This window comes from Daejeonella sp. (assembly GCF_036405355.1).
In the GTDB taxonomy this organism is placed as follows: Bacteria; Bacteroidota; Bacteroidia; order Sphingobacteriales; family Sphingobacteriaceae; genus Daejeonella.
The window spans coordinates 17,144-31,776 of sequence record NZ_DASWXT010000137.1 but is presented as its reverse complement, the minus strand read 5'-3'; the positions used below and the strand labels follow the sequence as shown (position 1 = coordinate 31,776).

Genomic DNA, 14,633 nt, shown 5'->3' with positions numbered 1-14,633 from the left:
TGAGTTTGGTTTGATTTAAATTATTGGTTTTACGATCGGTTATTTTTAGGGCCAAATTCTGCCGGAGGCGTTCGCAGCGCTTCCGGTTTTTTGTGCCGCTAATTAAGGGTATGGGTTACGGCATAACAGTTATCCTCCTTCCTTCAATTCTAAAGTGGATTGCACCTGTTAATTCCAGCATCTTTAATATTTCAGAGATATTTTTATCACGTGAGATTGTTCCCACAAAATCTTTATTGCTCAAATTACCCTGATAGTCTACCTCTACATTATACCATCGTGAAACTTTGCGCATAATGCTTTCTATATTTTCATTGGAGAAAATAAAGTATCCATTTTTCCATGCAACAGCTTCTTCAATATCTGCAGGGGCGACTTTTATTTTTCCGGTACCTTTATTTAGTATTGCCGCCTGTCCGGGTTCCAGAAATGCAGTTCCTGATTCTTTTAATAATTGTACAGAACCCTCAAGAAGTGTAGTATTGATGCTTTTTTCATCATCATAGGCCATTACATTGAACTGGGTACCCAGCACCCTGATATCCATAGACATATTAGTTTTCACTATGAAAGGCATTTTCTTGTTTTCCCTTATATCAAAAAAGGCTTCACCTTTTAATTCAATAATTCTTTCTTTTCCGATAAAAGCGGTCGGGAAACGAATACTGGAGCCGGAATTAAGCCATACCCTGCTTCCATCTGGTAATGACAGCTGGTACTGTCCGCCCATTGGAGTGCTCAGGGTGTTATATTTTACAGTTTCAATGAGTTTATTGCCTGCTGAATACTCTAACTGTCCTGATCCGGTTTTTCGGATGTCAGTATTGTTTTCACTTGCCAGAACTCCATTTTGGGCATCATCAAGATTGATCTGAGAGCCATCATCCAGAGTAAGTATCGCCCGGTTATCGCCCGGTAATACATCATTCTTAAAGCGTGTTGATTCTGTTTTTGCAACTACAGTAGTCTTTGTTTTCAGGTTGTTGAAATACAGCCCTGATGACAGGACTAGAAGTATTACAGCTGCTGCAGCATACCAGATTCTAATAATTTGTCTGCGTTTCTGTCTTGCTATACTGTTTAAAAGTTCAAAATGGATAGCTTCTTTAACAAGTTCCTCTTCACCCATTTGTTCCTTAATCCAGTGATGGCTATCAAGATCAATACTGTCCTGATAGTTTTCTATTGCTTCCCTTTCCTCGCTGGTACAATTTCCTGAGAGGTATTTTTCGTAAAGTGCGTTATATTCTTCTCTGGTCATTTTTAGGCTTTAATCTATAGAGTCAATTTTGGAGTTCGACACACATAGAAAATACTTTTTTTTTGCTTTTGCACCAGTGAGATACTAAAAACAGCGATTCGGCAAGTTTCTTAGCTTAAGAATCTGATAGCTTTGTTAAGCATTTAGAATATTTCCGAAAGTGTAACGAATTTGAATCAGGGCTTAATTATCCCTGATATTTTTCTTTATGTTGTTGGATTTAGTAAATTTAAATTTCAAAATCAGCCAAAAGCAAAACCTACATGTCTGAAAAAGTACCTTCTGATGAGATTCTGCTCAATTTGATGAAGGCTGGAGACCTTGATTCTTTTAATATTTTGTTTGAAAGGTACTGGGAGAAACTATTCACCACTGTGTTTTCAATCTGCCCGGATACGGAGGTCTGTTCTGAAATTGTTCATGATATTTTCCTGAATCTATGGTTAAAACGGGATAAGCTTCAGATTGAATATTTCAAAGGATATATAACTGCTTCTGCCAGGTATCAGGTTTACCGTTATGTCAAAAGCATCAAAAAGAAATCGATTGAATATAGGGATGAGCTGGACTATGGCAATTTGGTAGCTGTAAATGATGGTGAAAGCAATATTCGATATCGCGAACTGGAAAAAAAAGTAGAAGAGGAACTTGAAGTGTTGCCAAGTCGTTGCAGGGAAATATTTACCCTAAGCCGGATGCAACAATTAAGCAATGATGAAATTGCTGCCAGACTCGATATCTCGAAGCGAACTGTAGAGAATCAATTAACCTATGCTTTGCGTCATTTAAGGATATCTATAAGGCATTTTATGATTTTTCTTTTCTTTCTGCCCTAATAATTTAGGTCGATTATGGTTGAATCAATGGCTTTGTCTGCCATTGTTAATTACCACCGGATCTGAAATTCCATTCAGATTATACACAATTTTACCTGCCCTGATTGTCAGTTCACATTCCAGTTTTTTACTGGCATTGATTTTATATCCGGTATAATCAAAGAAGCCAAATTTTCCTTCTCTCATATTAAAAACAGAAAGATCAGCAATTGAGCCAACAGAAAGTGTTCCAAGATCTTCCCTTTTAATTTCTTTGGCAGGATTTAGGGTAGTGGCTTTTATTACGGACGGCAAATCCATTCCCATTGCAAGGAACCTCGACATCACAGTTAACAGATCTTTCATAGCTCCATTGATAGCCCCTTTATTCATATCTGTGCTAATGGAATTTGGGTAGAATCCCTGCTTTAAAGCCGGAATAGCCTGCGAGTAGGCAAAGCTGATACCGCCAAAACCCACATCAAATACAATTCCTCTTTTTTGAGCTTCAAAGACGAATGGTTTTACTTTTTTAGTTTTAGGATCAACTATAGACTCCCTTGAATCACCAAGTTCTGCAAAGCAATGGGTGAAAATATCACCCGGGCGGAGATGTTTGAAAAATAGTTCTTCAATTGAATGTGCTGGTTTTGTTCCTCCAAAATCAACCATTACCGGAATATTGCCTGCAAGTTTGCCAGCTTCAACAGCCCGGTCAACCGGGATCCATTCTGGTCCGTTATAATGCGAAGTCTTAATTCCTACAATATGATCTTTATATCTGCGGGCAACAATTGAGGTCAGTTTTGCATCCATATCCGCGAGGTTTTGCTCATATGCCCCTCCTCTGTAACCCTCACCGACAATATTTAGCCATGCCAGAACGCGGGTTTCCGATTGATCTATTACCTCTTCCTTGAACCTCTCAAATGACTTCCAGCCCGAACTGCCGGCATCAACTGTAGTTGTTATCCCGCTTCGGAATGTGAAGCCATCCGCAACCGGGTCACCAGGTCTCATGCTGTGAAAATTATGGGAATGTATATCAACCAGTCCCGGAGTAACATATAAATCAGAGGCATTTACGACTTGTTTTGCTGTTTTTGCGTCAATATTCTTTGCAACAAGGACTATCTTATCTCCATTAATAGCAATATCCATTGGCTCATTGATATTGTTTTTGGGATCAATTACATGACCACCTTTTACCAGTATACTGTAGTTCTGTGCCTGGCTTGAAAAAGCAAGTAAGCTCAAGAAAACGAAAATAATCCGGGACATCCTGTTCATTTTTTATAATCGGGTACTCATTTAATTGTTTAATGCTAATACTGATTAATGAACCTTCCTGACTTATCTGGGCAGACTTATCTTCCAGATATTACCACCAGCAGCTCCGTATTCTATAACAAATACATTGTTTTTTATCATTACTGCATCAGTAGCCCCATTAAAACCTTCTACTATGCGCTTTGTTTTTACAAAATAATTATCAGTGCCTTTATCATAAGACAGATCCAGATGCAATAGATCGGCACCCTGATCAGTAAATGGTTTCATCAGTGCTGATCGGGCCCCCAGAGAATAGCGGATAGTAAAGCCATCGCCTCTCAGATCTTTGGATAAATTCTTCTTACTGTCAAAAAACAATGCCAGGGGTGAACTGTGTGGCGTAAAGGTGCTTACTGTTACACCAGTGAGGTCGCCATCCAGTATTTTCCCGGAATGTCCGCGATACTCATTCGCATCGGGCCCCAGGTTTTGTATACCGGGAGAAAACTTTACGCCTGCCGGAATTTTCGGAAAATCAGGGTCATTCCTGAAGTATCTCACAGCCCAGGCATGGGCACTTCTGGGAATGAACGGATCGGTATCCGGATTTGGCTGCCAGTCGGGATATTGCTGCGGGTTTTCAATTCCGCCAACTACCCACGGAAATCCATAGTGATGGCCATGTCTGATCCAGAACATATCTTCATTATGATCATAATCAGATGAATTTGATACACCGAATAAATTCCCCGCGCCATCAAAAGCAAGATCATAGGCATTGCGTATGCCATCAGCAAAAATATAACCATCAGCTTTTAGTTTTGCTTCGTCATCAGGAAGTATCAGATCTTTAGAATCAATCGGGAACCTGAAAATTTTTGAGGTTAATGCACCATTTCGGGCGTTAGGCCATGCACCATTATTATCCTGTACCTCACCATGGTCGGTACGCGCACCACTGTTCACAAAGATGTACTTCCCATCAGGACTTATTTCAAGCGCATTCCAGCCATGGTCAAACACAGTGCGGTTAGTGCCATACTCCACGGTATTAAATACTACAGACATTACTGGCTTTTCATTTGATTTCAGATCATATCGAACCATCCGGCCTTTATTACCAAGGCCATTATTCACCTTGGTATTGCCGGTGAGAAATAAGGTGTTTTTATAAATGGCTGCACCCTGTAGTCGCGGAATACCATGGTCATCAACAGAGAGAATTTTCTCTGCGAGGGGATTTTCGGCATGTATATTTTTTATTCTGTACACTTCCCCATCATAACAGGTAAAGTACACTGCCTTTGTGGATTTGTCGTATAATATGCGCACACTTTTAGGTGCTACAGCCATGACATGCTCAACCTTAATATCTGGTCTTAAAGCTACCGGAGGTAGGAGCGCTTTGGGGGCCCTTATATTCTGAGCATTTAAAATTGCTGCAGAAAGTACGAGTACGGTTAAAAGTATTTTGTTGGAGAATGTATATTTATTCATCATTTATTTTCTTCTGATCTCAAATTATAAAATGAGCAAATTCTTATTGTTTATTTAGAGGGCAATGCAAATGTTACCATATATCCGGCAGGGTTTTCAGAATCCCCGCCAACAGAAATAGCTACATATTGTTTTCCCTTGCTCCAGTAAGTTGAAGGGTTCGCATTTGCAATTCCGGGCAAGGTAGTTTCCCAAATTTTTTCACCTGTTTTTTGATCAAATGCCCTGAATTTTCTGTCGCGGGTGCTGCCAATAAAGAGTAAGCCACCTTTTGTTAATAAAGGACCCGCTGAGCCGCTTGCTCCAGTTTCTGGTGCTCCGGGCAGCTGCCCTTCAGGCTGATTACCCAGGGTAATTGACCATTCAAATTCGCCGGTATTCAAATTAATTGCATGTAATTGGCCCCATGGAGGTTTGATCCCCGGACGACGCTGATTGTCTAAGAATTGACCATAAGCAGTTAAATTCAGGTATTTATCCTCTTTTGGAGTGCTGAGACCTGATTTATTAGCCATTTCATTCTCCTGAATTTCTTTTAGGAAGCTTTGTTCTCTGGAAGGGCGCGCTGCAGAAGCCTCTTTGTCAAAGAGATAGGAAATAATTGCTTCTTCTTTACCGGCAATTACACTCGCGAACGATGGCATTTTACCACCACCGCGTTTGATCTTATTCAATGCATCTTCACGACTCAATCTGGTTTCTATCGCTAAAAGTGAAGGGTTTCCAGATTCATCCCCGTTTTTATCTGCCATATGACAGCTGATACAATAAGTTGAATAAAGTGCTTTACCCTGATTAAAGACAGAAAGGTTAGATGTTTCATTCTCCACTACTTTTTTCATTGTAGCAATCTCAGGAGAATCATTCGACTTGACATAAATTATTCCTTTGATGGGATCAACAGTACCACCTCCCCAACTTGAGCCTCCACGGCTGCCCGGGAGCATAAAGGTTCCCTGAAGCGAAGGAGGAGTAAATGGACCTTCATACCTGAACGCATTGAAGCGCATCATTAAGCTGTCATGTGAACCCTTAGAATAATTGCTTATATCATCTTTAGTAACGAATTGCCGGGCATAGGGTGCAGGTTTTGTTGGAATGGGTTGTGTCGGCCATGCCTGTTCACCCGGAATATCGGATGCTGGAACTGGTTTTTCCTCGATAGGGAATAAGGGTTCTCCTGTATCGCGGTTAAAGGTGTAAATATAGCCCAGTTTCGAAGTTTGAGCGACTGCATCAATTTTTTTGCCATTATGCACTACCGTGATCAGGTTGGGAGGGGCGGGTAAATCATAGTCCCAGAGATCATGATGAACAGTTTGAAAATGCCATCTGTATTTGCCAGTGGCTGCATCCAGTGCGACCACTGAATTCCCGAAAAGATTCATTCCAAGCCGGTCTTTTCCATAGTAATCATATGTAGGTGATCCGGTTGCAAAAAATACCATTCCCCGTTTCTGATCCAGACTCATGCCTCCCCAGTTATTGGCGCCTCCTACATATTTCCAGGCATCTTTCGGCCAGGTATCATAACCAAATTCTCCAGGCTGTGGTACGGTGTGGAATGTCCATTCTAATTTACCGGATTTGATATCATATGCACGGACATAACCCGGTTCGGCACCGTATAGTTCAGAAACCTCATTTCCAATGATCAAAAGGTTTCGGAATACTATTCCCGGACTTGTTGGTATCACCGATATTTTAGCGGGATCGCCACGCATACCCACATTCATACTTACCCAGCCATTGTTTCCGAATGAAGGGATAGGTAATCCGGTTTGTGCATTTAAAGCAAAGAGTTTATCGCCTGCAGTTAGCAGAATTCTTTTATCAGCACCCTCTTCCCAATAAGTAACCCCTCTGCCAATGCCACCTCCGGCTTCTCCATTGAATGGGTCAAAAGCCCATATTTGTTTGCCTGTGGTAGCATCCAAAGCATAGGCTCTGTGACGGGCAGATAATGTGTACATTACCCCATCAATAATGATCGGGTTACTTTCACTGTTACCGCCGCGCGATCCGGCAGGAGCATCACTGAATTTATGTGTCCAGGCAAGCTTTAGATTCTGGACATTATCAGTATTGATCTCATTTAGTACAGAATAGCCTGTGCCTTCAGCATCAGCCTTGTAAACTGACCAGGTACGTTCAAGATTAACTTTTTTACCCATTTCCGGATAAACTTTACAACCAGTGTAAACCAGAATAGCAAAAAAGGAAAGCAGAAGAATTGCTCTTATGTTAAAGGATTTGTAAAGTTTTGCCATACAATTGATTATAATTGAGCTATCAAATTAAAAACAATTTGATAATATGTTGTACGACTATTGAAAATAATACAATGATTATTTAAACCATCCGCGAATAAATAACTTATTCAATGGTAGAGTTTTAATGGCTTAATGTTTTCAGATACTTTTTTTTTATTTATCAGGCAGTGAAAAAGCAATATAAGCATCTGCCGATTTGGTTCTCATTTTACCTCCCCCACAGGCAATCACTACATACTGTTTACCTTTGATACTGTAAATTGATGGACTTGCATATCCTCCAGCCGGAAGTTTAGTCTCAAAAAGCAGTTTCCCGGTCTTTTTATTGTAGGCTCTGAACATCTCATCGCTGGTTGCAGCAATGAATACCAGACCTCCGGCAGTAACTACAGATCCTCCCCAGTTTTCAGTACCTGAATGAATTCCCTTAGCTTTCATATCCGGATGATCCCCTAGTGTTTCTTTCCAAACAACCTTACCATTGTTTAGGTCTATTGCCTGAAGTGTACCCCATGGCGGACTTACTGCCGGGTATCCTTCGAGGGTTAAAAATTGCTTGATTCCTCCTAAACGATAAGGTACCTCATAGAATGGATGTTTCTTTTTCTTTTCAGCGATGTACTCTTCTTTTTGCAGGGCTTCATTTTTAAGCAGGTACGATGCAATAGCAGTTTTATCTGCCTCGCTAAGGTTTTTAAAAGCGGGCATCATTCTTCTCCCGGAACTGATTAGATTTTTAAAGTCTAAAGTTTTGTATTTATTGTTCAGATCTACCAAAGCCGGAAAATTACCTGAACCTTTAAGATCGGCACCATGACAGCCGCTGCAATTTTTGGTGTAAAGGGAAGTGCCAGCTTCGAGATTACTTTGCCGTTTTTTTACCGGCTTATCAATGCGGTTATCGGCTATGGTAACGATCCAAGGTAATTCATTTGCATTGATATACATAATCCCGGTTTCGGGGTCTACCGATGGACCACCCCATTCGCCACCACCGGTAAGTCCGGGGAACACCAAAGTTCCTTCCAGACTAGGGGGAGTAAACATAGGTCCTCTTTTAAATGTACGGAAGCGCTTAACAAGTTCCTGATAGGAAGAATCAGGAATGTTTTTATTGAGATCTGCTTCTGAAATCCCTTGTCTTGCAAATGCCGGTATGACTGTTGGAATGGGCTGAGTGGGGGAGGGTTGCTCACCATCCAGATCAGAATGTGCAGGCACAGGGGTTTCTACAATAGGGTAGACTGGTTTGCCAGTGACTCTGTCCAGGAGATAAATATATCCCTGTTTACTCGTTTGTACCAGTGCGTCTATCGATTTGCCCTCTTTTTTAACAGTAAGCAGGGCGGGAGCATTTGGAAAATCCCAATCCCATAGGTCATGGTGAATGGCCTGAAAATGCCAGATATATTTTCCTGTCTCGGCATTTAATGCCAAAATACTGTTCCCGAAAAGATTATCGCCTCTCCGTTTGCCACCATAATAATCTGCATTTGCAGTACCTGTAGCAGCATATAAGATTCCTCTTTTTTCATCCAGACTGAATCCACCCCAGGCATTGGCACTACCCACAAATTTATAGGCTTCCGGGTCTTCCCAGGTTTCATAACCCTTTTCGCCGGGTGCCGGGATAGTTCTGAAAAGCCATTTCAATTCACCGGTGTAAACATCATATGCTCTGATATGCCCCGGGGCTGATTCTTCTTCTTCAGAAAGGCTGTTTCCCATAATGATCAGATCCTTATAAATCATACCGGCAGATGTAGAAGTTACTCTCAGATCACTGATATCCCTGTTAATTTCCAGATTGTCATGTAATGAAATCCGGCCATCTTTTCCAAAGCTGTTGACAGGTTTTCCGGTTGCACTATTTATACAATAAAGAGAAGATCCGGCAGTGTAAAAAATCCGGTTTTCATTGTTTTTGCCTTTGTGTATTGCAATCCCGCGACAAACATTCAAACCATAACTTTGCTTTCCGGCATTGTCAATAAGCATGCTTGGTGCCGGATCGAAAATCCATTTTTCTTTTCCGGTAGCAGCATCAGCAGCAAATAGTTTCAACTGAGGAGATGTGCCATACAGAACACCATCAATGATCAATGGGTTGGTTTGAATCTGACTTGATTTATCAGCGTCTTTGGTATGGTAAACCCATGCCACCTTAAGCTCCCCGACATTATTTGTATCAATTTGATTTAGAGGGGAATAAGCCTGGCGTTCTTTGCCTCCAGCATAAACATCCCATTCCTTGTTGCCGAGATTATTCTGACATGAATTAAGTAAAACAAAAGCTAAAAGGGATAAAAAGATAGTATTTTGCCCTTTGGAAGATTTGAATATCATAAACTTATGGGGTTATTTGAGCAGCTTAAATATTGTAGAACTTAACAGCATTATCATGGAACAACCTCTTTTGTTCTTTATATGGTCTGTTTTTAACGATCTCTTTAAGAATATTTACCCAGTTTTCAAGTTCGCTGCCTTTTAAGCACCATGGCCAGTCGCTGGCAAACATTACACGGTTTGGCCCGAAAATATCAAGGCAATGGTTTATGCCAGGGGCAAGAGTTTCAGCAGATTTCGGATATCCTGAGCTGACAGAGATAATGCCTGAAATTTTACAAACTACGTTTTTGTTTTCTGCGACAGTTTTCATCGCAGCAATCCATTCATTCGCATCATGATTGGCCTTACCACCTGTTATTGCAGGATCCAAAAATGCTCTTGGATCAACATTTCCACAATGGTTTACCAGAAATCTTGTGCCGGGACATGTTTTAATTAATTCGGCAACAGAGGGTAACCAGGCTGGTGAAATCGTGAAATCCAAACTCATATTCAGTTTGCCCAGTACTTCTACGTTTCTGATCAGTAGAGGATCTTTCATCTCGGCAACAGATCTGAATCCATACCTGATGCCCTTAATATATTCAGAGCCTTTAAATTGTTTAATATAGTTTTCAAAATCTGGACTCATCAGGTTGGCACTTATCACAGCAGCTACCGTGGGATTAGACCTGTCCTTACACATCTCAATTGCATACAGTGCTTCTTCATGACGTCTTGCAACAGGTACTGCAACTTCCATATATACCGCTTTTACCATATTGATATTCCGAACGGCATGCATATAGGCCTTCATATCATAATTTCCGGGAACCGGCGGGGATGTCCAGCCTTTTCCAAACCGAACGAGGTCGGCAAGATGCTGGTGGGTGTCAATAAGAGGAAGTGGCTTTGGAGGATTTGTGAGCGTTTTAGAAAGCAAAGAGTTTCCGGGAAGAGAAGCTAAAGCGAGGACTGAAGCTGAAGCTAAAAATTTTTTTCTGTTCATTGTAATTTATATTCATTTCTATACATTCATTCCGACCTGAAAAATGAAGGTGGTTTTCTTAGTTACCAGAGATAAGTAAGATTTTTCAATTTAATAAATATTCCAATAAATTTTCAGTCGGGAGGTAACTTTAGCGGTATTCCGGGAATATTTCTACGGCTTGTATTTTTATCATTCCGATATTTAATTCGGAATGATAGGTGTTTTATTACTTTGAGAAGGAGGGTTTTTGGTGTAATCTTATTCTTAAATTCAATAATCAGCGTTTTGGGGTACAATCTACCTAATCCAAATTGTACCCGGATTTGCTATCATTTATCATAATTTACTCAATCCATCGCAACAAATTTCAAGCAAACAGGTTTATCTACCATAATCTTTTGTCCGCTTGGGCTAATTAGACCTGTTTTCTTATTACGATTAAAAATCATTATTTCATTACTCGCACTGTTGCCAACCAGAAGGAAATTTCCACTGGGATCTATTACAAAATTCCGGGGGGTATGAATATCAGTAGTTTGGCGACCAGCATATTTCAAAATGCCGTTTTTGGCGATCGAATAAATGACTATTTCATTAGCATCAGCCCGATTTGATCCATATAAAAATTTGCCATCAGGAGAGACATGGATATCAGCAGCTTCAACTTTACCTTTGAAATCCGGTGAAAGCATCGTTATAGTCTGCTTGGTTTCCAGTTTGCCGTTTTTATAATCAAATCCAACAATCGAGGCTCCCATCTCTAAAATCAGGTAGGCATACTTTCCGTTAGGATGGAAAGTTAGGTGTCTTGGACCTCCACCCTTATTGACACTTGTAAAAGGTATTTTAGCGGGTATTAATGCTTCAGATGAAGCTGGATTTACTTCGTAAGTTTTTACCTGATCAATACCTAAATCTGCAGCAAGTAAGTAGCGCCCGTCTGGTGTTAAAACTACAGCATGAGCATGGGGTTTTGCCTTAGAATCGGAACTAACTTCATGTTGTATTTTTTGTATTTCAGGAATTAGAGAACCATCTTTTTCAACACGGATTGAAGCTATACTACCAGAATCATAATTGGCTGCGAATACTAATTCTTTGGAATCATTAACAGATACATAACAGGGACCATCCCCACCTGAACTGACACTATTTAAAAAGCTAAGCTCACCCGTTTGGGCATTAAAAGAATAGGCATGAATTGTGCCCTTGTCAACTTCACTTACTGAGTATAAATTCTTTCTGTCTTTACTGACCGCCAGATAAGATGGATTTCTGATACCGAGTGTTTTAGAACGAAAGCTTGACTGACCTGTTTTGGTGTTGAAACTAAAAACATGTATGCCGTTCGTTTTTTCTTTGTTTGTATAGGTACCTACGACGAGATTATAGTTTTTCCCTTTTTTTGATTGTGCATTTGCCGATAGAGTAAGCGAAATAAAGATTGCGAATAAAACTATAGTTCTCATGTATTCAGGATTTTTATTTCAGATTATTAACGGATCTGCATTAATTGATTTAACCTATTTTCTTTAATCTCAAATTAATAATTAAAATAATGCTATAGAAATTTTAGTGTGCCAAAATATTGGGGCAAATGAAATTGTGGTTTTGGATGAGTGATAGGCGACCAGGAGGCATAATGAGGGTTGGAAGTAATTTCGGCTATTTTGTAGAAGTTAGCTTTCCAGATAACACCTTTTTCAGGCCTGCTGATTTTTGAATAATTTTCGAGCATATCAAGTGGTATTCTATATTCTACTGTCCAGGTAAGTGGTCCCGAAATTTCGGGATCCACTATTGTTGGTAAGGAATGCCCGATTTCTATCTTTTTGATATCTTCAGGAACAGGTTTAGGACCAATGCGCGGATTGGGATTGTATTCAAGCAGTGGTGTACCTCCGCAATTAACTTCCAGATTAAAAAAGTTTAAGGGGAATTCAGAATCAGGAGAAAAGAAGAACTCTATCGCAGAATCTTTCCATACAGGTCCATTAATTTCAGTTGTTATGCTTCTTACATTACGATCCTGAACACGAAAAATAACGTAAACATTTTCTGAATCATACATCATTTTTGCCTGTACCATTGGGCGAAATTTTGGTTCCGTACGAATGAAATTTTTAATCTCAATTGATTTAACTTTCTTCCATTCAGGTTTATCCCAATTCCCATCTATATTAATAACATGCTTTAACCTTACTATTTCATAAACAGGAGAGAATGTTCCTGAATCCCGACTTTGTACCTGAGCAATTGTATTGAAACCAACAAATAAGATAATAAATGTACTTGTTGCGGCTTTGCTGAGCTTTATGCTGTTGTAATTGAAGCAGATTTTGAATGCTGCAATTCGTAATAGTATGGTTTCTTTCTTATCCAAAGCACTATTTTTTCTTTCCGGCATTTCTGACAATGTTTACATCTGAACTTGTAATTACACTGGCTTTATTCCCAAAATTCTGACGGATATAGGTTGCAATTGATGCAATTGCATGATCATCCAGGAATCCTGCATGAGCTGGCATTAATCCATCCCATTTCTGTCCGTTTACTTTGATCTCTCCCTGCAATCCATTTAATATTGCTCCTAATAATCTTGTTTTATCGCCCGTAACCCAATCTGATCCTGATAGCGGAGGGAATCGATTATTATCTCCTTTGCCATCCTTCTGATGACAGTTTGCGCAATAGGTATTAAAGAGAATGCTACCTGCAAGCATATCGCCACTTTCGAGTTTGTCTTTGATTACATCGGGCTCTTTAATGTAAGATCTGCTTTTGCGTTTTTCCATTTTGGCCAACTGGGCTTCGCCGAAATTTGCCTTATCGCCTTTGTACATGATCCGCCATATTTTTCCCTTATTTGACTCAGAAATATACAGTGATCCATCAGGGCCTGTTGATAGTCCCATCGGTCTGTAAACAGCATCGCTGGTATTTACTACCGTATCTACTCCTGTAAAGCCATCAGCAAATACTTCTATTTCACCCTTTGCTTTCCCATTCTCAAATGGAACAAAGCAAACAATATAGCCTGCCTGAGGATACGGGGAACGGTCTGTTGAACCATGGAGTGCAACAAAGGCTCCCTGCTTGTATCTTTCAGGAAATTGATTTCCCTGATAAAACAGGATGTCCATTGGTGCCCAATGACCCGGGAAGCCAATAACAGGCATATCAAATTCGGCGGCTCTGCCAATTATTTTGCCATCTCCACCGTAACCAGGTTGTAATACATTCTTTTTGAGTAAATGGTCGTAATAGGCATATGGCCAACCAAAATCAGAGCCTTCAGTTACTTTCAGAAGAGGTTCAGAAGGGAGTACAGCACCTTGCCATGCCGAATAAAGATCCGGGTAAATTGTGTGAAAATTATCGATGCCATTCATTACTGCATATAAATGGTCATCCAGGGGGCTCCAGGCCATTCCAACTACACTTCTGATCCCAGTGGCAAATTTATAACCATCCTTTTGTGTCTGATTATTCTTATTTGCATCGAATCGCCAGATACCGGCATGATTTACCCGTTCCGGTGAAGGGTCTAAGCCTTTGCCGCCCGGTATGCCGATTGGACCATATTTGCTAATGTCCTGTCCGGCATCAGATGGCGATCCAAATGGAACATACATATATCCTTTGCTATCAAAAGCTAAAGGTTTTGTTGTATGCCAGTTCCTGGCCACATTAGTATCCAGATCAGTAAGGATCACTTCGGTCTTGCTTGTAGGAACCAGTTCTCCAGGTTTCAATTTATTTCTCAAAACCTGATTAACAGTACTGGTGTATAAATAACCATTGTGAATAGTCACACCAACAGCAGAACTGCCAACATCTTTATAATCACCAAAATAGACGATGGAATCAGCCTTGCCATCATTATCTAAATCCCGTAATCCAACTGTGCCCCCGGAACGATCCATTGCACGATTGAAGGTCAATTTTACATAGATGTCTCCATTATCATTGACTGCTAAATGCCTGGCCTTACCAATGCTATCTACAACAACCAATGCTTCAAAATTATCGGGCAAATAGAGACCTCCATTATCAGGATCTCCTTTAGGGGAGTTTTTAGAATTTGCGCATGAACTGAACAAAATAATTAATAACAAAAAGCTTGTTAAATGATTCCGGGAATTTAAAATTGTTGTAAGGACTTGATTTAGAAATTTCATTTTAACAATGATTAA

Annotated in this window: 10 protein-coding genes; 1 reads left to right on the top strand and 9 read right to left on the bottom strand. The window is 40.2% G+C overall.

From position 1 onward, the window contains the following. Positions 1–115: 115 nt before the first annotated feature. Positions 116–1,261: a FecR family protein gene (locus VGE44_RS16940; protein WP_331081364.1), complete on the bottom strand. Its 1,146-nt coding sequence runs from the start codon at positions 1,259–1,261 to the stop codon at positions 116–118. A 263-nt stretch (positions 1,262–1,524) separates the two neighbouring features. On the opposite strand from VGE44_RS16940, the gene VGE44_RS16935 reads away from it, so the two are divergent. Beyond that, positions 1,525–2,097 (top strand): RNA polymerase sigma factor, encoded by a 573-nt coding sequence (locus VGE44_RS16935; RefSeq protein WP_331081362.1) that lies wholly within the window; start codon positions 1,525–1,527, stop codon positions 2,095–2,097. A gap of 24 nt (positions 2,098–2,121) precedes the next feature. Here VGE44_RS16935 and VGE44_RS16930 read toward each other — a convergent pair whose 3' ends face one another. The 8 genes from VGE44_RS16930 to VGE44_RS16895 form a co-directional block, all read right to left on the bottom strand. Further along, positions 2,122–3,366 carry an amidohydrolase/deacetylase family metallohydrolase gene (locus VGE44_RS16930; protein ID WP_331081360.1) on the bottom strand — a complete coding sequence of 415 codons (1,245 nt, stop codon included), beginning with the start codon at positions 3,364–3,366 and terminating at the stop codon, positions 2,122–2,124. Between the two features lie 63 nt (positions 3,367–3,429). Next, entirely contained in the window at positions 3,430–4,845 is a 1,416-nt protein-coding gene (locus tag VGE44_RS16925; RefSeq protein ID WP_331081358.1) for a hypothetical protein, read from the bottom strand. 50 nt (positions 4,846–4,895) lie between these two features. Beyond that, a complete protein-coding gene (locus VGE44_RS16920) occupies positions 4,896–7,115 on the bottom strand; it encodes a pyrroloquinoline quinone-dependent dehydrogenase (RefSeq protein ID WP_331081356.1) in 2,220 nt (739 codons plus the stop codon). Positions 7,116–7,271: 156 nt separating this feature from the next. Further along, positions 7,272–9,464 carry a PQQ-binding-like beta-propeller repeat protein gene (locus tag VGE44_RS16915; protein ID WP_331081354.1) on the bottom strand — a complete coding sequence of 731 codons (2,193 nt, stop codon included), beginning with the start codon at positions 9,462–9,464 and terminating at the stop codon, positions 7,272–7,274. 25 nt (positions 9,465–9,489) lie between these two features. Continuing rightward, positions 9,490–10,455: an amidohydrolase family protein gene (locus tag VGE44_RS16910; RefSeq protein ID WP_331081352.1), complete on the bottom strand. Its 966-nt coding sequence runs from the start codon at positions 10,453–10,455 to the stop codon at positions 9,490–9,492. 329 nt (positions 10,456–10,784) lie between these two features. Continuing rightward, complete coding sequence (locus tag VGE44_RS16905) at positions 10,785–11,906, bottom strand: lactonase family protein (protein ID WP_331081350.1); 1,122 nt, start codon at positions 11,904–11,906, stop codon at positions 10,785–10,787. Positions 11,907–11,998: 92 nt separating this feature from the next. Continuing rightward, positions 11,999–12,844 carry a carbohydrate-binding family 9-like protein gene (locus VGE44_RS16900; RefSeq protein WP_331081348.1) on the bottom strand — a complete coding sequence of 282 codons (846 nt, stop codon included), beginning with the start codon at positions 12,842–12,844 and terminating at the stop codon, positions 11,999–12,001. Beyond that, a complete protein-coding gene (locus tag VGE44_RS16895) occupies positions 12,825–14,555 on the bottom strand; it encodes a c-type cytochrome (protein ID WP_331081346.1) in 1,731 nt (576 codons plus the stop codon). The genes VGE44_RS16900 and VGE44_RS16895 overlap by 20 nt, the downstream gene beginning before the upstream one ends. Positions 14,556–14,633 lie beyond the last annotated feature (78 nt).